22 protein-coding genes are annotated in these 20,560 nt (G+C 41.4%); 4 read left to right on the forward strand and 18 right to left on the reverse strand.

The window, feature by feature from the left end; genetic code table 11:
* Positions 1-3: 3 nt before the first annotated feature.
* From KMHG_RS15750 to KMHG_RS15775, 6 genes are all read right to left on the reverse strand, one after another.
* Positions 4-615, reverse strand: a complete 612-nt coding sequence (locus KMHG_RS15750) for a DedA family protein (RefSeq protein ID WP_026022146.1) — start codon at positions 613-615, stop codon at positions 4-6.
* A gap of 114 nt (positions 616-729) precedes the next feature.
* A complete protein-coding gene (locus KMHG_RS15755; protein ID WP_010290976.1) occupies positions 730-1,086 on the reverse strand; it encodes a YxeA family protein in 357 nt (118 codons plus the stop codon).
* 3 nt (positions 1,087-1,089) lie between these two features.
* A complete protein-coding gene (locus tag KMHG_RS15760) occupies positions 1,090-2,976 on the reverse strand; it encodes an ABC transporter permease (protein WP_010290978.1) in 1,887 nt (628 codons plus the stop codon).
* Entirely contained in the window at positions 2,963-3,730 is a 768-nt protein-coding gene (locus KMHG_RS15765; RefSeq protein WP_026022147.1) for an ABC transporter ATP-binding protein, read from the reverse strand. The genes KMHG_RS15760 and KMHG_RS15765 overlap by 14 nt, the downstream gene beginning before the upstream one ends.
* Positions 3,731-3,858: 128 nt before the next feature.
* Positions 3,859-5,007, reverse strand: a complete 1,149-nt coding sequence (locus KMHG_RS15770) for a VanZ family protein (protein WP_010290980.1) — start codon at positions 5,005-5,007, stop codon at positions 3,859-3,861.
* A 93-nt stretch (positions 5,008-5,100) separates the two neighbouring features.
* Positions 5,101-5,388 (reverse strand): DUF6509 family protein, encoded by a 288-nt coding sequence (locus KMHG_RS15775; protein WP_010290981.1) that lies wholly within the window; start codon positions 5,386-5,388, stop codon positions 5,101-5,103.
* A gap of 132 nt (positions 5,389-5,520) precedes the next feature.
* Here KMHG_RS15775 and KMHG_RS15780 point away from each other — a divergent pair, with 132 nt between their 5' ends.
* Positions 5,521-6,699 (forward strand): alanyl-tRNA editing protein, encoded by a 1,179-nt coding sequence (locus tag KMHG_RS15780; RefSeq protein WP_010290982.1) that lies wholly within the window; start codon positions 5,521-5,523, stop codon positions 6,697-6,699.
* Positions 6,700-7,086: 387 nt separating this feature from the next.
* Here KMHG_RS15780 and KMHG_RS15785 read toward each other — a convergent pair whose 3' ends face one another.
* The 11 genes from KMHG_RS15785 to KMHG_RS15835 form a co-directional block, all read right to left on the reverse strand.
* Positions 7,087-8,343: a hypothetical protein gene (locus KMHG_RS15785; protein WP_010290983.1), complete on the reverse strand. Its 1,257-nt coding sequence runs from the start codon at positions 8,341-8,343 to the stop codon at positions 7,087-7,089.
* 166 nt (positions 8,344-8,509) lie between these two features.
* The gene (locus KMHG_RS15790; protein WP_010290986.1) at positions 8,510-8,710 is read right to left on the reverse strand and encodes a cold-shock protein; all 201 of its coding nucleotides are present in this window, start codon (positions 8,708-8,710) and stop codon (positions 8,510-8,512) included.
* A 246-nt stretch (positions 8,711-8,956) separates the two neighbouring features.
* Entirely contained in the window at positions 8,957-9,628 is a 672-nt protein-coding gene (locus tag KMHG_RS15795; protein ID WP_010290987.1) for an ankyrin repeat domain-containing protein, read from the reverse strand.
* A gap of 25 nt (positions 9,629-9,653) precedes the next feature.
* Positions 9,654-10,271: an NAD(P)-dependent oxidoreductase gene (locus KMHG_RS15800; protein ID WP_010290991.1), complete on the reverse strand. Its 618-nt coding sequence runs from the start codon at positions 10,269-10,271 to the stop codon at positions 9,654-9,656.
* 103 nt (positions 10,272-10,374) lie between these two features.
* Positions 10,375-10,773, reverse strand: a complete 399-nt coding sequence (locus KMHG_RS15805; protein ID WP_010290993.1) for a Na+/H+ antiporter subunit G — start codon at positions 10,771-10,773, stop codon at positions 10,375-10,377.
* Positions 10,751-11,035 carry a Na(+)/H(+) antiporter subunit F1 gene (locus KMHG_RS15810; RefSeq protein ID WP_010290994.1) on the reverse strand — a complete coding sequence of 95 codons (285 nt, stop codon included), beginning with the start codon at positions 11,033-11,035 and terminating at the stop codon, positions 10,751-10,753. The genes KMHG_RS15805 and KMHG_RS15810 overlap by 23 nt, the downstream gene beginning before the upstream one ends.
* The gene (locus tag KMHG_RS15815; protein WP_010290995.1) at positions 11,028-11,516 is read right to left on the reverse strand and encodes a Na+/H+ antiporter subunit E; all 489 of its coding nucleotides are present in this window, start codon (positions 11,514-11,516) and stop codon (positions 11,028-11,030) included. The genes KMHG_RS15810 and KMHG_RS15815 overlap by 8 nt, the downstream gene beginning before the upstream one ends.
* Before the next feature lie 4 nt (positions 11,517-11,520).
* Positions 11,521-13,005 carry a Na+/H+ antiporter subunit D gene (locus KMHG_RS15820; protein ID WP_010290996.1) on the reverse strand — a complete coding sequence of 495 codons (1,485 nt, stop codon included), beginning with the start codon at positions 13,003-13,005 and terminating at the stop codon, positions 11,521-11,523.
* The gene (locus tag KMHG_RS15825) at positions 12,998-13,342 is read right to left on the reverse strand and encodes a Na(+)/H(+) antiporter subunit C (protein ID WP_010290997.1); all 345 of its coding nucleotides are present in this window, start codon (positions 13,340-13,342) and stop codon (positions 12,998-13,000) included. Before KMHG_RS15825 ends, KMHG_RS15820 begins: the two co-directional genes overlap by 8 nt.
* Positions 13,330-13,770, reverse strand: a complete 441-nt coding sequence (locus KMHG_RS15830) for a Na(+)/H(+) antiporter subunit B (RefSeq protein ID WP_026022148.1) — start codon at positions 13,768-13,770, stop codon at positions 13,330-13,332. The genes KMHG_RS15825 and KMHG_RS15830 overlap by 13 nt, the downstream gene beginning before the upstream one ends.
* Positions 13,770-16,169: a Na+/H+ antiporter subunit A gene (locus KMHG_RS15835; protein ID WP_010290999.1), complete on the reverse strand. Its 2,400-nt coding sequence runs from the start codon at positions 16,167-16,169 to the stop codon at positions 13,770-13,772. Before KMHG_RS15835 ends, KMHG_RS15830 begins: the two co-directional genes overlap by 1 nt.
* Positions 16,170-16,352: 183 nt before the next feature.
* Here KMHG_RS15835 and KMHG_RS15840 point away from each other — a divergent pair, with 183 nt between their 5' ends.
* The 3 genes from KMHG_RS15840 (at position 16,353) to KMHG_RS15850 (ending at position 19,396) form a co-directional block, all read left to right on the forward strand.
* On the forward strand, positions 16,353-17,033 hold the full coding sequence (locus tag KMHG_RS15840; protein WP_026022149.1) for a universal stress protein: 681 nt from the start codon (positions 16,353-16,355) through the stop codon (positions 17,031-17,033).
* 336 nt (positions 17,034-17,369) lie between these two features.
* Positions 17,370-18,752 carry an alkaline phosphatase gene (locus tag KMHG_RS15845; RefSeq protein ID WP_010291001.1) on the forward strand — a complete coding sequence of 461 codons (1,383 nt, stop codon included), beginning with the start codon at positions 17,370-17,372 and terminating at the stop codon, positions 18,750-18,752.
* A 14-nt stretch (positions 18,753-18,766) separates the two neighbouring features.
* Positions 18,767-19,396, forward strand: coding sequence for a hypothetical protein (locus KMHG_RS15850; RefSeq protein ID WP_010291002.1), 630 nt, complete (start codon positions 18,767-18,769; stop codon positions 19,394-19,396).
* 36 nt (positions 19,397-19,432) lie between these two features.
* On the opposite strand, the gene KMHG_RS15855 is transcribed toward KMHG_RS15850, so the two are convergent.
* Positions 19,433-20,386 carry a carbohydrate kinase family protein gene (locus KMHG_RS15855; RefSeq protein WP_010291004.1) on the reverse strand — a complete coding sequence of 318 codons (954 nt, stop codon included), beginning with the start codon at positions 20,384-20,386 and terminating at the stop codon, positions 19,433-19,435.
* Positions 20,387-20,560 lie beyond the last annotated feature (174 nt).

Consider the following 20,560-nt stretch of genomic DNA (forward strand, 5'->3'; position numbering starts at 1 on the left):
CGTTTACTTATCCACAGCGCTTGCGCGTTTTTTATTGTACAATTTCACACCTGCATACGCCGCGATGCCAATTAAAATGACAACGATAATCGGCGTCATATATTGTGAAAACAATGCGCTCGCTTCTTCCCAGTTTTCCCCGAGTTTCATGCCTAAATAAACGTATAATGCGGTAATCGGTAACATCGCACAAAACGTATAAATCGAAAATTTCCAGACGTTCATTTTCGTCATGCCACACGGTACGGAAATCGCCGTACGCACGATCGGTAAAAAGCGCGCAAAAAATGCGACGCCTGCACCGTATTTATCGAAAAATGCATCTGCTGCGTTCACTTGCTTTTCGTTAATTAAAAAATATTTACCGTACTTTAAAACGAGTGGACGGCCACCGTAACGACCGAGCGCATAAAGTGTTAGCGGGCCAAGTGTACCACCGATTGTACCGGCAAGTACCATGCCGATGTAGTTGAATTCACCATTTGATACCCAAAAACCGGCGAGTGGTAAGACGATTTCTGCTGGTACGAATTCGAAACATAACGCGAGTAAGACGCCGAAGTAGCCCATTCCTTTGAACAGTTCAATCATCGACAAAATGAGATTTTCTATCACCTTTTTTCTCCAATCTATTCATTATCGTTTTCTTCATACTAACATGGACGCTATACACATTGCTCAGGTTACACAAAACAAAAAAGCCGACAATTCGATCGGCTTCATCGTGCACTATTTCAGTTTCAATTGCGCTTTTTCAGGAATGTCTTTCAACTTCACTTCATCGTATGAAGAAACGCCTTTTTCTTTCACGTACAGTTTTAAATATGCATTTTCGCGAAGTGCTTTATCCGCTGAGAATTCATACACTTCTTTACGACCGTCTTCATCGTAAGCGTCTAATGTGTATGCATAGCGTGTGTCTACTTCCCCGTTTGATAATTTCATTTTTTCTTCTTTCGGTTGCTCGTTAATTTGCACGTAATAGTGGTCCGCGTTCATGCGGTTGAAATCAATCGACATGAGCGCATAGAGCCCACCCGCACAGACGACGAATAAAATGGCGATTGTTAGTAAAAATTTTTTCATGCTTTATCCCTCCGTTTGAATCGTTTGTTTAATCATTTTTGTTGATGATACGACGGTTAATACGTAGAAGAGTGCGTAGACGATCGTGTAAACGGCCATCCAAATACATACTGGCACTGTTAAATCCATCATGAGCAAGCCCGAGAACGCTTTTAACGCGACGATACTATGGATAAGTGCGACAGCGAGTGGCACGAAAAATACGATGAAATGCTGATGTGCAATCGTTTGACGCATTTTTTTCATGCTCACGCCAAGTTTGTGCATCATGACATATTTCATTTTGTCTTCTTCAATTTCCGTTAAAATTTTAAAGTAAATAATGCTACCTGTTGCTGCTAAGAAAACGAGCCCTAAAAAGCTACCGATAAAGAGCAGTACGCCAACGCCTTCAATATTCGATTGAATATCTAATTGCTGGCTGCTTAATGCACCGTCTTCCATTAGTGCAGCGATTCGTTTAGCGTCTCGTTTCGTTGCATCTTGGTCAACGATGACACGATATTGAGACGGTGTTACTTTTTTCGATGTTTGCATTTTGTCATACAATTCATCAGATACGACGAGTGTTGTATACGCCATTTGGACGTTTAACACGTTGTATGGTCGATAGCCTTGTACGTGAATCGTTTGGTTTTCAAACGCGAGTTTCATGCCTTTATACGTCGGTGAAAAACGTTCGTCATAACTTGCATCTAAAATAATGCTATTGTTCCCTTTCATATGAATCGCATCACGATGATGTACTTTCGCTAAGCGATTGTATTCAGATTGTTTCATTACTGTATATTCTAATTCTATGTTATCGTTGTTGAACGTTGTCGTCATAACTGGAACGACGCGGTTAAATTGTGCATCGCCAACGATTTTGTTCACTTTACGGTCGAGCTTCTCGTTCGATTCATACATATACGTATTCGGGTCATACTGTTTTACGCTAGACGTCGTATTGTAGTAAAGACCATATACGGCACCACCAGCAGTAATCGTCGTCGTACTTAAAATTGCGATGACCGTTAACGTTTTTGCTTGTGCGCGGACGCGGTGCAACAGTTGTGAAATCGTAAAGACGCGCAATCCTTTCCACAACCATTGTGATGATGTTTTCATCAATTTTAATACAGTACCCGTTAAACTATGGAACAATAAGTACGTACCGATAATGACCGCAAATAAAATGATGATTGGTGTGACGAAATAGCCGATTTGGCGCCAAATATCACTCGTAAATAAATCTTGTAGCGCTAAAAAGTAGCCGGTTGCAATAAGCATTATACCGATTGCAGCGACAACTGGATTCGGTTTCAACACTTTTTCACCTTGCGCGGCAGCGTGGAATAATTCAATTAATTTAAATTTGTAAATGACACGATACCCTTGTAGTGATGTCACAAGGAAAATCATAAAAAAGACGACGGCCGTATTGATCACAGCTTCGATTGAAAATGTAAACGGCGCCGATACGTTGTAGCCCATTAAATGAATTAAAATCGACAGCAATCCTTTTGAAGCGAGGAAACCAATCATAATACCTGCGATTAATGAAATACAGCCGAGTAGTAAGTTTTCGAAAAATAGCATAAAGCCGATTTGACGTTTGCGAACGCCGAGTAATGCATAAAGCGCGACTTCTTTTTTACGTTTTTTCATAAAAAATGCGTTGCAATAAAAAATGAAAATGGCGACGAAGAAAATTAAGATGACCGATGCGCCTGTCATAAGTGAGCCGATTTTTTGTGACGACTCAATTTGTTTGTCGACCGTATCGCTATACTTTAACGTAACGAACGTAAAGTAAATGACGATGCTAAATATCATCGATGCGATATAGAGGAAGTATTGCGAGAAGTTGCGCATCACATTCTTTTTCGCGATGCTAAATAACGTCATGTGCGCCACCTCCGAACGTTGCAACAGTGTTTAAAATCGTTTGGAAAAACTGTTTACGCGTTTGATCGCCCTTATGAATTTCTTGCGATAATGTACCGTCTTGAATGAATAAAATACGTTCACAAAAACTTGCGGCGAATGCATCGTGCGTCACCATCATAATCGTTGCGCGCTTCGTTTCATTTAAGTTTTGTAAGCTTTCGAGTAAATCGGTTGCCGATTTAGAATCGAGTGCGCCTGTCGGTTCGTCTGCTAAAATCATCGCTGGCGCTGTCACGAGTGCACGTGCCGCAGCAGTACGTTGCTTTTGCCCACCTGATAGTTGGACAGGGTATTTGTGCAACAATGGTGCGATACCGAACACGTTCGCGATGTCTTGTACGCGATTTTCAATTTCACGCGCATCGACTTTGTTAATCGCAAGCGGTAATAAAATATTTTCTTTCACCGTTAATGAATCGAGTAAGTTATAGTCTTGGAAAATAAATCCGAGATAATCTCGACGAAAATCGGCTAATTCCGCTTCTTTCATCGTGTGTAAATTTAAATCGTTCATCGTAATTTCACCAGATGTCGGCGTATCGATCGTTGCAAGCAAGTTGAGTAACGTTGATTTTCCGGCGCCACTCGGTCCCATAATGCCGACAAATTCGCCAGGCTCAATGTTGAATGACACGTCTCGTAATGCCGTTACTTCATTTTGACCTTTACCGTATTTTTTTTGAATATGTGAAACGCTTAGTAACGTCATGATCATCCCTCTTTCGATTTGTTGTTATCTTTACTATAACGACCGCATCTTACGCCTTCATTGTGCGAACCTTACAACAACCTTAAATTATGAAAAAACCCTGCCTCGTATGCGAAGCAGGGAAAATTTTTTTATTTTTTGCGTGTTGTGTATAAGTCAGCCGATTCATCAAAGAAGAAACGACGTTTACCTTTACCGAACACGACGAGCATAATGTGGATAAATAACACGACCATTAAAATCGCTGTTAAAATAGATGACCCGACTGCTAAGAACACAGACGCTTTATAATACGGTGATGCCATCGTCACTTCGACGTTGTTTAACACGCCGACGACCGCTAGCATAAAGTACGCCATATAAAAAGCGGCAAAGCGTTTCACTAAGCGTGAAATCGTCGTTTTTCTCGACAATTTACTATCGTAGCGGAAGCGCATAATCCACGTACCGACTGTGCGACCGTTCCAAATAATCGGAATGATGCACAACCAAATAAATGCGAGTAGCGAGAATACGATAAATGAAGTCACTTCATTTTGATTTGTGAAATATAAAATGACTTGGCGAATAATATCGATGATAAAAATATCAATGGCAATCGCAAGTAGGACGCTCATTGATTTCACTTCGTCGCGGTCGATTAACACTTTTGCACGCGCATTGATGTTTTCTTTTGAAGGGAACATCGCTAAAAATGCTGGTGCTAAGAAGAAACCAAGCACCGCACCTGATGCATTTAACATTAAATCATCGACATCGAAAATACGGTATGCACAGTTGTAAATGCCGTAAATGCCCGTAATTTGTGTGATTTCAAAAAACAGCGTCGTTGCAAGCGCGATAAGGCCTGCTTTCCACCAGCTTTTTTTGTGCGTTAAAAAATAACGTAAATACACACCTAATGGCAGTAACAGTAAGAAGTTGAAAAATGCTTGGTAAAAGGCCGGTTGTCTAAAGATTAAGACGTACGACGCCGGACTTTTCGCATTGAACCAGCCACCACTTAACGTATCTGTGATAAAGCGGAATGGCGTTAATGAATAGTGCTGTGTATTTGGATTTTGCATCGCACACGTATTGCGCGTATCTGGTAATGGGAGCAATACTAAAAATAGTGCGGCAATCATATAAAAAATAAATGAGAACGAAATCAATGTTTGTGATAAAGAAAAATAACCATGTTTACGGTACATATAAATCATCCACGGAATCCATAAAACGATTCCGAGCAAAATGAATACGATTGACGCCGAATATAGCGGCTCCATATATGCCGACATACTGTCCCCCCCTATGTAGCTTTTTTCAAAAATGAAAAGCTGTGACAAAAAGCCACAGCTCATCTTATTGTGAAACGCGAAAATCGCTGTTTACTATTCTCCAGCTGTTACGTGTTCTGTTACGAACGCTAACACTTCTGCTTCTTCGTCTTCTTCTAACGCAAATTCTAATACTGCTTGATCTGCTTTTTGAATAAAGAAGTAGTCTGCAATTTTAATTGTCTCGTTTTTCGCAACGATGACACGTAATTCAATACCGCCCTCAACATATAGCTCGTCGTCTTCGTCTACTTCGATATCAAGTAAAAACTCAAAACGTTGGCCTTCTAAAATGTTTGTAGGGTCTAAAATTTCTTCCATTGTATATGCGAGAATGTTCATTCGTTTTTCGCTCCTTTAATACTAGTTCACTTCTTTATCATAACGAAAATTTTTAATTAGTAAAGTTTTGACCACTTTTTTTCACGAGATGTTCGGTACAATAGAGAAAAACATATTGTAAGGAGGATTTTTATGCACGATTTATTGTATTACAAAGACGCCTACATGACACAGTTTACAGCAGAGGTCGTTCAAACAGGCACCGATGACCGTGGTACATACGTCATTTTAAATAACACAGCGTTTTACCCAGAAGGTGGCGGTCAGCCGAACGATGTCGGAACTTTAAACGGCGTACGCGTCGTCGATGTTCAAAAAGTAGACGGCGATATTCGTCACTACACAGAAAGCCCGATAACAACTACTGACGTTAACGGTGAAGTAGATTGGCACGTACGCTTTGACTACATGCAACAACACGCCGGCCAACATATTCTAACAGCCGCATTCGTCGAGCAATTCGGCTACGAAACCGTATCATTCCATTTAGGTAGCGATACGGTCACAATCGACCTTGAAACAGAACAAGTAACTGCTGACGAACTTAAACGTGCCGAAGATCGCGCCAACGAAATCGTGCGTTTGAATCTTCCAATCGAAACGATTTGGGTAACTGCTGAACAAGCAGCCACGTACCCGCTTCGTAAACAACTAAAATTTACAGATGACGTACGTCTCGTGATCATTCCTGACTTTGACTACAATGGTTGTGGCGGTACACACCCACGTGCAACAGGCGAAGTCGCGATGATTAAAATTATGTATACGGAACGCATGAAGCAAAAAACACGCGTCCACTTTATGTGTGGCGAGCGTGTCCGTCAAAATATAGGCGAGCGCAAACGTATTATGCAACAAGCAGCGGCATTGCTAAGCCGTCCAGAATCGGATATCGCCATCGGTATCGACGCGTTACTCACAACGAATAAACAACTCGAAAAACAACTCGCAGCGGCGCGTGAGGCGTTGTTAGCGATCGACATTCATAAACTATCAACAGCCACAACACCATTCGTTACAGCTTCATTTGAAGGCTATTCAATGCAACAGCTACAAAAAGTAGCACGTACCGTCGTACAACAAGCGCCACATCAAGCGTTAGCGCTCGTATCGCATATCGATGACAAACTACAAGTCGTCATTGCTAAAGGGAAAGAAAGTACGTTAACGTTCCAGGCAAACGACTTATTAAAAGCTGTACTGCCAACGATTAACGGTCGCGGTGGTGGTAAGCCCGACTTCGCGCAAGGTGGCGGAGAAGCTAGTGTTTCTGCACAACAACTCATTGCAACGATTGAAGGTCAACAATAATACGTATCGCGCGAATGCGCGATACGTTTTTTTCGCAAAAAAAAAACTCACCAGTAGCGATGAGTCAAAAAAGAATATGAAAAGGGAGATTACATACCACTTGAGTACAAGTGGTTATGTATAGACGTCCACTCTTGCTTTCATTATGGACACGCCCGATGGTTGATCGGAAAAGGAAGAGCTAACGTCTATTTGACAACACTAGACTATAGGTGATTCTAGCTGTCGTATACGTTCCTCAACAGAAAGCATATAGGTGTAAGTGTTATTCGCTTATTCAGAAAAAATGAATAAGCCAACGATGTGGTCTAATTTCGCATTTTCTATTAAGGATTACTTATTATTTACCCTGCTCTTTTTTAATCAAAACGTATTTTCGTCAAAAAACTAGTATTTTAAGTCGAAAAACCAAAAATCTTCTGCTTTAATAATTCCGAGGAACTTGTTCCAATCAGCGATACGCAACTGTAACGTAAACGCATCTGCCTCTGCACCAATCGTCGGGCTCTTCTGATTAAAGCGATACCATTCGTTCGAATCTTGATAACGTTCTAAGTGGCTACCTTGACGTACTTTTTCATCAAACACTTCAAATGCTTCGTGTACGACATTCGTAAAAATCGGTTCAATCGCATGTGCGATCGCCAACTTATGTAACTTATTTGTCCACAAGCTTACCGCTTCACGATCAATCGGTCCATACAAACGTTTATCCGTCGCATACGGATTTTGAAATTCTTCGCGTTGACGTTTGTCTAAATCATTCACTTTATACTCATAAAATGAATGATAGGCGATGCGGAATTTTTCACGTAACCCTGCTGTAATTTTCGGGTGTTCAATGAGCACTTGCGTTTTCATCGCGAAAATACCGAGTTCGATGCCGAGCTGTTCTTCACTTACAGCCGTCGATTTTTGCATAATGAGCCATTTACGTGCCGATTGATAAAATGCGGCAACAGCAATTAATTCATCTTCGCTATATAAACGGTCTGGTAGCGTCGTACCATGTTGAACGGTTACGAGGCGTAAAATATCCCCCATAAAATAAGAATCCCGCAGCAACCATTCGTGTTCCGTCCCAACGATTTGTGCGTAATCGTCGTGAAGACGAACGTACTCTGCGTATTGATAAATTTTACGGCGATACAGCTCTTGAATAGATTCAAACAATAACGGCCCTTCGTTCGGCAATTCATTTCGTGCGAAGAAATCCCCAATACCATCGACAAATACAGATGTCATACGCTCAAAGCTGCGGTTAAAAATCGTACGCAACTGTTCGAGCTGTTCTTCTCGTTCATGTTCATCAAAGTCGCGATGAATACGTGCATGGTATGTGACGTATTGTGATGCTAAATAATCGATATGCTCGACAATCGTACACATACGTTTCGTTGAAATGCCATTTTTCGCACTTAAATTGTACTCGACCATTTTCCATAAAATTTCACGTGGCAACCCTTGTTGATAAATTTCTTCATGTGTCATATGTTGTAGTTTCACTTGTTTATCTGGTGAATAATAACGTGGCAAACGTTCCTTCGCTTTTTCGATGTATGCTTGTTTTAATTCGCTTAAATTTGAAATGTCTACATCTCCTTCGATATGGTCTGTACGCTTACCACCATTAGAAATCGTCATATCGCTAAAACGCTCCCCTCATCATGCATGTCGATACGTTTCAATATTTTGAAAATTGCTTATATCCTATTATAGAAGATTATCATCCTTTTTGAAACGGTCTGACGTATGACGAATTTTTTGCATAAAAAAAGAAGTTGGGAAATCCCAACTTCTTTATCAGCAATTAGATTTTTTCTACGTTTGCTGCTTGTGGACCACGGTTGCCTTCTTCGATGTTGAATTCAACTTTTTGGCCTTCTTCTAAAGTTTTGAAACCTTCAGATTGGATTGCTGAGAAGTGTACGAATACATCGTCGCCGCCTTCTACTGCGATGAAGCCGAAGCCTTTTTCTGCGTTAAACCATTTAACTGTACCTTGTGTCATGTGTAATGACCTCCTAAAAAATAATAATAATAGAGATCTCTTTCAATTGGTAAAAAAAATTCACTCACTGAAAAGTGGAATCGCCTTAAACAATTCCCTTCTAGTGAGTGAATGCCTTAATTACGATGAACCGATTTCTTTATTGACTCTATTATATAACGTATACCCTTTATTGTCGAATAAAAACTTCTAAATCGGTCAGAATTTTTTGCCATTTTTTAGAGTCAAATGTTACGGGCATGCGTTTTAAAGCGTTTTATGATGACGTTGTAAAAGTTTTGAAATTTCACTATAACCGCTTTTTTCGGCATGTTCTAGCGGTGTGACGCCATCTTTGTCTGCAATGTTCGGGTTGGCGCCAGCATCAAGTAATAGTGCAACGATGCGCTTGTAGTTAGCCGAACCATCGCCTAAAATGATTGCTTCAAGTAACGCTGTCCACCCTAAATGATTAATGTGGTCGATATTACTCGCCGTATTATTTAAAATCCATTCGACTGTTTCGACCGAGCCACGTTCACACGCAGGAATTAATCCGATGCCCCCGTAACGATTCGTTACATGCGGATCTATTTTCCCTTTCATCAACGTCAAAATGTCGACGTATCCTTCAGCTGCCGCATATAAATACGGCGAGTTTTTCATATTGTCTTGTTGATTGACGTTGGCGCCGGCGTCGATTAATAACGCCGCTAATTCAACGTGATGATTGTATGTAGCCATCATGAGCGCGGTACGACCTCGACGATTCGTTGCATGAATGTTTTGGCCACGCGCAATATATTTTTTTACTGCTTTTAAATCTTGGTCTTGAATAGCACGGAACCACGTCGGTTCAGGGCCTTCTTTTTGCTTTTTATATCCTAGCGCTACTCCAACAGAGATGGCTAACATCGCTAATTTGTTATGTTTTTTCATAAAAGCGAACACATCCTATAATCTGTTAATACGCAATGCCGACCCGCTTTTCACTAAATAGGTGATCGGTCATTACAGTGTACGTAAAATCGGCAGTGTCATAAACGGATATACGCATTCCATCTTCAGGTAATAAATCAGCTTCTACACGATACGTACCTGTTCGTTCCCCGATTGGTAATGCGGTCGGACATACGATTGTCCAATCTAAGCTCGTCTGACGCAACATATCATAGACACGTGCGTGTTCCTCAGCTGCAAACTTTTTCGCACGACGTGATTCAATCGAATCGTAGCGAAGTTTGCCTGGTTCTAATCGGCTGTCTAATATACCTGCCGTGCCAATAGAGACGATTCGGCGAATGTTAAGTTTCACGCACAGGTCAATCATATGTGCCATCGATTCCGTTAACGTTGTCGTTTGATCGGTTCCGAGAGATGAGACGACGATGTCTGCATCTGTCATCACTTTCGCAACGTCGTCATATTGTTTTGCATCGCCTTGTACGATTTTTAAATTAGGTGCCGGCGTTAGCTTTGCAACGTCCCGTACGAGCGCTGTTACCGTATGCCCTTCAGCAAGTGCACGTGTTAAAAAAACGTTTCCGACACGTCCTGTCGCACCGAATAATGCGATATGCATACCGATTCCCCCTTGAATTGATATTGGTACTATTATTGTATGTTATTTTTTCATGAGATAGCTAGGGAGAGGGTTTCAATTGCGACAAAAAGAAAAAGAAGCCTTATGAATCGGCTTCCTTTCGGCGTTCTATTGTTCTTTTTTTGCCATGTTCATCAAAAATTTGATCATAGAGCGCATCTTCTCCAGATTGCTCCGACAGCTTTACGCCGGAACGATACGCAGCACGTGTAATTAAATGACCAGCAACCGGTGCAGTTAAAAATACGAAAATGATGCCGAGCAATAAACGGATACTCACATAATTCGTTGACGCAATTAAATAAATGAACGCACCGATAAGTGATAATAACACCGCAAGTGTCGAGCTTTTCGTTGCGGCATGAGAACGCGTATACACATCTGGCATACGCAGCACGCCGATTGCGCTAATGACACTCATGATACTGGCGAAGAAAATGAAAAATACAGCGATTGTTTCAACGATTAGATTTACGTTCAATGATGACACCTCGCTCAATAAATTTTGAAAATGCAATTGTGCCAATAAACGACAAAATCCCTAAAATTAAAATGACTTCTAAATAAGCTGTCGTGCGCTGTAAAATCGAAATGATGGCAATCATCGGCAATAAATTCACGCCGATCATATCGAGTGCGACGACGCGGTCTGGTAGCGACGGCCCTTTAATCGCTCGGTAAAGACAAATTAAAATCGTTATCGAGAAAAAGATCAGAGAAATCCACAGCATGTTGTCAATCATTGCGCGTCACCTCCTTAATAGCGTGTTCGAATGAGTCCATCGATTTTAAAATCGACTGACGCGTTTTCCCCATATCGGTCGCATGAATATAAAAAATATCATTATTCGGTGAAATATCGATGACGACCGAGCCAGGTGTGAGCGTCAATAATAGCGCAAGCGCCGTGACTTCTGCTTCCGACTTTAAATTCGTTTTATACGTGAAAATCCCTGGCGTAATATCCATTTTGGGACTCATCACTTGTTTTAACACGAGCGATGTCGATAAGACGAGCTCTTTGAAAAACAGTAAAATTAATTTAATAATGGCGATCAGGCGGCGTAAGTAAAAGGCAGTACCGAAAAAGCGATGCATAAGGTATAGCACGACGATACCGATACAAAAGCCTGTGAAAAACGTCGTTAACTGAATCGATTCTTCATCTTTTAACAACATCCATAGCACAGCAATAAATAAATTTAATAAAAATTGTAATGCCATTCACTCACCCCTCCCGCTGTAAAATCGCTTCGATATAAATAGATGGATTGGCTAACACATTTGCCGCATCTAATACGTATGGCATCATTAGCTCTGCCCCTGCGCCTAATGCAATCGACAATGCACCGAGTACAGCCATGACACCGAGCATCGTTTTCGGCAATCGTACTTTCTCTTCTTTCGGAATAATCGTTTCACCGAAAATCGACTGTAGAAATACACGTAACAGTGCGTACAACACGACGACACTCGATGCAAAGCCAACTGCAAGCATGACGTAGTTGCCCGATGCAATTAAGCCTTCCCCGATTAAAATTTTCCCTGGGAATCCACTTAACGGTGGTACCCCGACGAGCGCCAACATGACGATAAAAAATAGCCACCCAAATATCGGATACGGTCGAATCAGTCCACTCATATCGGTATAAGCAGTATGATTTGTGACATAAATCATCGTACCGACAATTAAAAACAATAACGCTTTCGCAATCATGTCGTGCATCGTATAAATGACAGCACCTGCGTAGGCTGTTTCATTGTTCGCACCGACTGCGAGCAATACGAAGCCGACACCGATTAATACGTTGAACGCTGCAATTTGGCGTAAATCACGATAAGCGAGCGCCCCGATACAACCGAGCACAATCGTCAACATCGCCATCATACCGATGAGCGTATGCGTCACTGCAGCATGCGTCGTAAACATTAACGTAAACGTACGGAGAATCGCATATACCCCGACTTTCGTCAGCAATGCCCCAAACATCGCTGCAATCGGTACAGGTGGTACGCTGTAGGAACCTGGTAGCCAGAAAAATAATAGTAGCCCACCTTTTAAAGCAAAGACGACGAGTAGTAGTAGCGCGACTGTCGTAATCAGTGGGTCCGCGCCGACTTGTTGCGCACGCTCGGCAATATGTGCCATATTAAGCGTCCCCAGTGTGCCGTATAAAAAGGCAATCGCCACTAAAAACAGCCATGATGCGACGATATTGATGAGGACGTACTTCAGTGATTCTCGTAGTTGAATCGTTTGACTACCGAGTGTAATCAATGCATAAGATGCTAACAACATCACTTCAAAACAAACGAATAAATTAAAAATATCGCCTGTTAAAAATGAACCGTTCACCCCTGCAAGCATGAGAAGCATCAATGGATAAACGAACATCTTTTCATACGCTAGTGTAAACGAACGAAAACCGTAAACGATACAACAAAGCGTAACGATATTCGCGACGAGCACGAGCAACACAGCAAGTGGGTCGGCGACGAATAAAATACCGAACGGCGCTTCCCAACCACCGAAGTCGAGTCGTTGAATCCCTGCTTCATGCACGTCACGTAGCAACACACTACTGATCGCGATTAATGCAAACATCGTCATAACGACGAGTACGCGTTGAACGATTGGCGAATGCCTGAAAAAGATTAATACTACCGCGACGAGCACGGGTAAAACGAGTGGCATTGCGACTAAGTTATTCATGTTCATCACCTCTTAGTTGCTCCATGTCGTCTGTACCATTCGTTTTGTACGTACGGAATGCGAGCACGAGCACAAACGCAGTCACCGCAAAACTAATGACAATCGCTGTTAAAATGAGCGCTTGTGGCAATGCATCTGTATAAGGCCCGTCTGCTGTTTGATTTCCGAGTAGTGGTGCCTCTCCTTTTTTCACTTCACCGATCGTTAAAATGAGTAAATGCACCGCGTGGGACAATAAAGCTGTACCTAAAATGATGCGCGTCACATTACGCGACAACACAAAATATGTCGCGACACTAATGAGTACGCCGATTAACAAAATCATTATCGTTTCCATTCATCTTCAGTCCCTTCCGCAATACTCACAATAATCGTCATGACGACGCCGACGACCGTTAAAGCTACCCCTAATTCAAAAATCATGACCGTACCGAGTTCTTTTTCACCTAAAAACGGAATGTGAAAATCTTTCGCTACTTGCGTTAAAAAATCATGACCGAACAGTACCGATGAAAATCCAGTGCCGACCGCTAAAAATACACCGATGGCCGCGAGCACTTTGAAATCAATCGGAATACCCGCTTTCACTTTTTCAATATCGTACGTGACATATAGTAAAACGAAGGCACTCGCAATAACGAGCCCACCGATAAAACCGCCACCTGGTGAATAGTGCCCTGCAAAAAACAAATAAATTGCAAGCGTTAAAATAATAAAGACGATAAAACGGGCGACCGTTCGTAAAATGACATCATTAATTCTCATCATTCATGATCGCCTCCTTTTTTTGCTTTAAATTTCATCATCGTATACACACCGAGCCCCGCAATGCACAGCACGACCACTTCTAGCATCGTATCGAATGCACGGAAATCTCCTAAAATCGTATTGACGATATTTTTACCGCCAGCTAGTTCATATGCATTTTCGAAATATGACGAAATCGTTTTAAATTCATTAAAGTAAATCACCGATAACGCGACCGCGACGACGAGCATGCCGACCGCCACTGAAATGATCGCATTCGTTACTTTCACATGAACTGTTGAACGTTCGCGCTTCCATTCTGGTAAATATGTAAAGCATAGTAAAAACAAGACGGTCGTTACGGACTCAACGATTAATTGCGTCAACGCTAGATCCGGTGCGCGGAAAATAACGAAGAAAATCGATACACCGAAGCCGAGTACACCGTTTAATACGACCGCTGTAACACGTGACTTCACAAATAACATCGCAATTGCAGCAATCGCCATAACGAAGACGAGTAGTACTTCGTAAATGTGAACGGTCGCATTGTTCGCAACGCTAAAGCGGAACGTATCTTGCCAAATGAAAAAGCTTCCGACGACGACGATGACGAACACGTAAATATACAACATATAATGGCGGAATGAACGCGTCATATAGAGCTTCGTAATAAATGATGAGACCGTCACACTTTCAACGAGTGCTCGATCAAATAAGCTATTCAACGTTAGCTTTTGTGGGAACGCATCGTAAATGCGGCGCCACGTTGAAAGCGTCATATAAAGCAGTAAACCGAATACGATAATGCCGATTGTCATCAATAGCTCGGTATTAAAGCCGTGCCATGCATACACTTTCGGTGCAAGTTCTTCCATCGGTGCCAATGTTGGAAATACGCTTAACATCGCTGGTGCGAGCACGTATTTAACGAGCACGTTCGGGAAGAAGAAAATACCGATGACGAATGCGACAAGGACGAACGGCGAAATGAGCATACCGATTGGCGCTTCATGAATTTTACGCACCGCCAACAATTCGGTTTTTTGACCAAGGAACGTTTTAAAAATAATGATCATACAATAAATAAACGTAAACACACTCGCCACCCAAGCGATTATTGGAATCACAGCCGTCACCGTTGAAAGCGATAATGTGTCAATCGACGTCATTTCTAATGCTGACGTTAAAAACATTTCTTTACTTAAGAAGCCGTTAAATGGTGGTAGCCCAGCCATTGATAAACTACCGATAACGGCGATTGTAAACGTCGCCGGCATAATCGTCATTAAGCCACCAAGTTTTCGAACGTCACGTGTCCCCGCTTCGTGGTCAATAATACCGACCATCATAAATAACGCACCTTTAAACGTAGAATGGTTCACAAGGTGGAACAGCGCAACGAACGACGCTTCTGCATAAATAATCGCTTCTGTCGGCACGTCGATATGATAAGCAATCGAACCCATGCCGAATAAGCTCATGATCATGCCGAGTTGGCTGACCGTTGAAAATGCGAGTAATGCTTTTAAATCGGTCTGTTTGACGGCGTTAAACGAACCCCAAAACAGCGTAATAAGCCCGACAAATGTGACAATCCAAAACCAGCTCATATGATACGCAAAAATTGGCGTCATACGCGCGACGATATAAATGCCGGCTTTCACCATCGTCGCTGAATGTAAATAAGCACTTACTGGCGTTGGTGCTTCCATCGCCTGTGGTAACCAAATATGGAATGGGAACTGAGCCGATTTCGTAAATGCACCGAGTAAAATGCAAAGTAGTGCTGCGATAAATAACGGTTCCGTTGAAATCGTCGACGCTTGCGCAATAATTTCACGAATGCTAAATGTATCGGTTAAGACGTATAGCATTAAAAAGCCTGCGAGCATGGCGATACCGCCTGTGACCGTAATGAGCATCGACTTACGCGCGCCATGTCGTGATGCGCGACGGTGATGCCAAAATGCGATGAGTAAAAATGACGATACGCTCGTCAACTCCCAAAACGCATATAAAACGATTAAGTTGTCTGAGAACACGACGCCGAGCATCGCGCCCATGAATAATAATAAATAGCAGTAAAAATGATGAAGTGCTTCTTTTGTGGATAAGTAGAAAATGGCATAAAAGACGACGAGCGTCCCGACGCCGGTAATTAACAAACTAAACAACATACTTAAACCATCTAAGTACGTCGTAAACTGTATGCCGAGGGATGGCATCCAATTGATCGTGTAGGTAATCGTTTCACCGGAGGCAATGTGTGGTATAAAACGAACGAGTAAGATGAACGCGGTAATGGGCGCAGCAAGTACAAACCAGCCGATCCATTTCCTCGTAATATAGTGGTGTAAAAATGGTATGAACGCCGCCATAAGAAGCGGCAATATAATCGCAATATGTATCGTCACAAACGCGTTTCTCCCTTCTCAATCAACTACTTTCTTTTTTATTTTCATGCTAATTCATACAAAAATAATCTTTTTTATGTTATTTTTATACTAAAAATTATACACAAATAGCGCCTGTTTTTCATTTCAAAACAGTGGTCGCGGCTAAATAAATGACGACTTTTGAAGAAAGTGGGGATTTTTTTGAAATATATACGTGGCAGAATGAATGAAAGTATTTTAGTATGTGTGTACTACGGTCCAAACGGTGAACGATTAATGCGTCGAGGTCATGAAATTGCGCATATGCTCGATTGTCCATTGTACGTTTTAACGGTCGATCGCTTACCTGTGGATGAATTTAACGCCACAAAACTTGAAAATTTAAAACTGTGGACAACTTTAGCAGAGGAATTAGAAGTTGAAGAATTTATTGTGCGCGATGATGAACAACGACCGATTCAACGTGTCATCGCTGAAGTGTGCCAACAATTAAATATTACCCAAGTTGTCATCGGTCAAACAGCGCAAAGTCGTTGGGAAGAAATTACGAAAGGTTCTTTCGTTAATTTATTGTTGAAAGCTTTACCATTTGTCGATCTACACGTCGTCTCTGTAGAGCGTGAAGTTATCGGTGCAGAGGATGCGAAATTTGAGAACGGGGAACGTGCGTATTTAATTAAAGATGGCGATCGTTATTACGTGTCGTTCGTATCACGTGAGCACGTCGTATGCGAAGGGATTTTCTTTAAAGAACTCGGCACCGATTTTGATAACGGTGTATTTAAGTTTATGTACAAAGGCGCGCTCCATGAGGTCAATATTGATGATGGTAATATCGATGACATCGACGCGAAAAAGTTTCCAGAGTTTGAAACGATTTAGTAGCTCATTAGCCAACATATAAAAAACGCATCATTTTTCTAATATAGAAAATGATGCGTTTTTTAATGCAAAAATAGTGATTCATTTCGGGTAGACGCTTGCCGCGGGCACGACCTCAACTAATTTTTGTCGGGCGAAGCCGCCAAAAATGGATTTTCGGCACGCGCAAAATATTTGACTTCTCCTGCTTCTAATGAAAAAAAACTAGCGAGTAAACGTGCTTCCTCTTAATTCTTTACAAACATCACATTTTTTTACACATACTTTATATAGCTCCTACACGTGCTTCATAATGTTTCGATAAAGTTATTTTATACCATTAAAGGAGGAATTTATATGAAATTTCCAGCAAAAAAAATGACCTCATTTCTTGCAAGTGCCGTGTTAACAACGAGTGTACTAACGACGACACATACAGCACATGCAAAATCAAAACCCACAACACCAAAAAATATTATTTTCTTAGTCGGTGATGGTATGGGAACCTCCTATACGTCCGCATATCGTTATATGCAGCAGGAACCTCTTCAACAATTCGTTTCTCAAACAACATTAGATCGCTATTTAGTCGGCCAACAGATGACGTATCCAGAAGACCCTTCACAAAATGTGACAGACTCCGCTTCCGCTGCGACAGCCATGTCTGCAGGTATTAAAACTTACAACAGTGCCATTGCGGTCGATAACGATAAAACTGCTGTCAAAACCGTATTAGAACGCGCGAAAGAACTCGGCAAATCAACAGGCCTCGTAGCAACGTCTGAAATTACACATGCTACCCCAGCAGCATTCGGTGCCCACGATGAATCACGTAAAAATATGGATGCCATTGCAGACGATTATTTTGACGAACTCGTAAAAGGAAAACATAAAATAGATGTCCTACTAGGCGGTGGTAAATCTAATTTTGTTCGTCAAGATCGCGATTTAACAAAGGAATTTTCAAAAGCAGGCTTTCATTACGTAACAACGAAAGCCGCTCTTCAAAAAAATAAAAAACCCCAATTACTCGGCTTATTTGCAGATGGTGGATTAGATAAAAAAATCGACCGCGCAAGTGACACACCATCGCTAAAAGATATGACGACAGCGGCTTTAAAACAATTGAAAAAAGATCAAGACGGCTTTTTCTTAATGGTAGAAGGCAGCCAAATTGATTGGGCCGGTCATGATAACGACATCGTTGCGGCGATGAGTGAAATGGAGGATTTCGATGCTGCCTTCCAGAAAGCGATTAATTATGCGAAAAAAGATAAAAATACCTTAGTCATTGCCACAGCTGATCACTCAACAGGTGGCTTTTCAGTCGCAGCCAATGGCGATTACAACTGGAACCCAGAGGTACTCACTGCATTTAAAAGAACCCCCGATTATTTAGCAGCTCAAATTGCGGCTGGCGCAGACGTAGAGACGACATTAAAGAAATACATTGATTTAGAATTAACACCAAAAGAAATCGAGCGTGTTCAAAATGCTGCGTCTAAAACTAAATTAAAGGATATTGATAATGCAATTGAGCAAATTGCAAACGAACGTTCTAATACAGGTTGGACGACAGGTGGCCATACAGGTGAAGATGTAAACGTCTATGCATACGGTCCACAATCAGAGCAATTTGCAGGTCATCTCGACAATACTGACCAAGCAAAAATCATCTTTAATTTATTAGAAAAAAACGGCAAATCAAAAACGCCGATTCAAGACAAACCAATGCAATAACCGGAGGCACACAGATGAAATTTGTTATATTTTTATTAACTGGAACGCTGTTAGTAGCAGGTTGCCAACAACAGCAAGCAACACAAGTAAATGCCTCGTATGTTGCCACACCTGAAAATCAAGATTACGCGAAAAGCTATCCAGGTAACCCCCAAATACCTGATGACCGCACGCTATTACAAACTGGTGATACGATTCAAACGGAAAAAGGTTTTATGACACTCAAAAAAGCGAATTTTCATCAACAAGTAATTGATATTGGCAACATTAGATTAACGATATATGATACAAAACGCATTCATTTAGAACCTGCCTATAGCATGATTGATTATTTCCACCCGCTCGTAGAAGCCGAAACTTTTGATATCGTGAAAGCATTTGTGACGATTGAAAATCGAGGAACAGAAGCGCTCAAATTTTCTCCTGTCGCTACAATTACCGCACAAAAGGATACACAAACGTTCGAGCGTGACATTTATTTAGATCATTTAACAGGTTTGATTCAACCTGGTGAAATCAAACAAGGAAACATCGGTTACATTGCCAATAACGAAGCGTCGATTTGGCAAATAAACACGAGTACGGTATTTGATGAAAACGATGAAAAACATGCATCGCATGAAACATTTACATTACATTTTTAAGCATAAAAAAAGCGATGGGAAAATGCCATCGCTTGTTTATGCTTTAATTAAATCTTGAATATCTTTTAAATGTGGCATCGCTGTAATCGCACCTGATTTTGTCGCTGCCATTGCGCCTAATTGATTGGCAAAGTAAACGTAATTGAATGCTTCGTCCATCGTTTTCGGCATGCCATGTAAATGTACTTGGCGTAGCATACCTGACATGAACGCATCGCCTGCGCCTGTCGTATCGACACACGTAATTTTAATTGACGGTACGTGACGCGTTTCGCCATTCATAACAACGTACGCACCATTTGCGCCCATCGTTACCATAATCACATCGATGTCGTATTGCGCGATAAGTTTTTGAATACCTGCTTCAATTGTGTCCGTTTCCATTAAAAATAACAGCTCTTCATCCGCTACTTTTAATAAATTCGCTTTTGATAAAAATTGTGCAATCGTATCGTGGCATTGTTGTGGGCTTTCCCAACGTAATGGACGAATGTTTGCATCCATCGCTAGTAACGCACCATGTTCAACCGCTAATTCAACGGCTTTTTTCGTCGTTTCAAGCGCTGTTGGGTGGAACATCGTATTTGAGCAAAAACTAAATACAGACGCTTTCTCAAATGCTTCTTCGTTTAAGTGTTGTGGTTCTACTTGTAAGTCCGGCGTTTCATCGATGTAGTTTGTGAACATGCGCTCATTGCCATCCAATAAGTGAACATCGACACTCGTTACGCGTTTTTCAGGAATGAGTTTTGCATAATCTAAGTTGACGCCTTCTTTCGTAATTTCTTGACGTACGAATTCAGAAACTTCGTCATCCCCTGTGAGTGTGATCAATGCGGCTGGTGCGCCAATACGTGCCACACCCGCTGCGACATTAACTGTCGTTCCCCCTAAAAACTTCGTAAACTGTGTGTTTGTTCGATCATTTGAAATAAAATCAACAAATGCGTCCCCATATAATAAAACGAATTCTTTCTTGGACTGTGTCATTAACTATACTCCTTAAATTTAATGGTCTTATTATCGTACCACAGAAGATTCGTAACTTAAAAGTAACTCGAAAAAGAAATACGTGAATTGTTGTGAAAATGTGAAAATCAGCATAGATGCCTTCATTCGATTTTTGTGACGACAGTTGCTATACTACATTCATAAAGGAGAGGA

Source organism: Kurthia massiliensis, from assembly GCF_000285555.1.
Classification (GTDB): Bacteria; Bacillota; Bacilli; order Bacillales_A; family Planococcaceae; genus Kurthia; species Kurthia massiliensis.

What these genes read in the sequence shown, in the direction of transcription:
- KMHG_RS15755 (WP_010290976.1), bottom strand. Translation starts at nt 1,086, where the DNA reads ATGAAAAAATTTTTACTAACAATCGCCATTTTATTCGTCGTCTGTGCG.
- KMHG_RS15760 (WP_010290978.1), bottom strand. Translation starts at nt 2,976, where the DNA reads ATGACGTTATTTAGCATCGCGAAAAAGAATGTGATGCGCAACTTCTCG.
- KMHG_RS15770 (WP_010290980.1), bottom strand. Translation starts at nt 5,007, where the DNA reads ATGTCGGCATATATGGAGCCGCTATATTCGGCGTCAATCGTATTCATT.
- KMHG_RS15775 (WP_010290981.1), bottom strand. Translation starts at nt 5,388, where the DNA reads ATGAACATTCTCGCATATACAATGGAAGAAATTTTAGACCCTACAAAC.
- KMHG_RS15780 (WP_010290982.1), top strand. Translation starts at nt 5,521, where the DNA reads ATGCACGATTTATTGTATTACAAAGACGCCTACATGACACAGTTTACA.
- KMHG_RS15785 (WP_010290983.1), bottom strand. Translation starts at nt 8,343, where the DNA reads ATGACGATTTCTAATGGTGGTAAGCGTACAGACCATATCGAAGGAGAT.
- KMHG_RS15790 (WP_010290986.1), bottom strand. Translation starts at nt 8,710, where the DNA reads ATGACACAAGGTACAGTTAAATGGTTTAACGCAGAAAAAGGCTTCGGC.
- KMHG_RS15795 (WP_010290987.1), bottom strand. Translation starts at nt 9,628, where the DNA reads ATGAAAAAACATAACAAATTAGCGATGTTAGCCATCTCTGTTGGAGTA.
- KMHG_RS15800 (WP_010290991.1), bottom strand. Translation starts at nt 10,271, where the DNA reads ATGCATATCGCATTATTCGGTGCGACAGGACGTGTCGGAAACGTTTTT.
- KMHG_RS15810 (WP_010290994.1), bottom strand. Translation starts at nt 11,035, where the DNA reads ATGATTGACAACATGCTGTGGATTTCTCTGATCTTTTTCTCGATAACG.
- KMHG_RS15815 (WP_010290995.1), bottom strand. Translation starts at nt 11,516, where the DNA reads ATGGCATTACAATTTTTATTAAATTTATTTATTGCTGTGCTATGGATG.
- KMHG_RS15820 (WP_010290996.1), bottom strand. Translation starts at nt 13,005, where the DNA reads ATGAATAACTTAGTCGCAATGCCACTCGTTTTACCCGTGCTCGTCGCG.
- KMHG_RS15825 (WP_010290997.1), bottom strand. Translation starts at nt 13,342, where the DNA reads ATGGAAACGATAATGATTTTGTTAATCGGCGTACTCATTAGTGTCGCG.
- KMHG_RS15830 (WP_026022148.1), bottom strand. Translation starts at nt 13,770, where the DNA reads ATGAGAATTAATGATGTCATTTTACGAACGGTCGCCCGTTTTATCGTC.
- KMHG_RS15845 (WP_010291001.1), top strand. Translation starts at nt 17,370, where the DNA reads ATGAAATTTCCAGCAAAAAAAATGACCTCATTTCTTGCAAGTGCCGTG.
- KMHG_RS15850 (WP_010291002.1), top strand. Translation starts at nt 18,767, where the DNA reads ATGAAATTTGTTATATTTTTATTAACTGGAACGCTGTTAGTAGCAGGT.
- KMHG_RS15855 (WP_010291004.1), bottom strand. Translation starts at nt 20,386, where the DNA reads ATGACACAGTCCAAGAAAGAATTCGTTTTATTATATGGGGACGCATTT.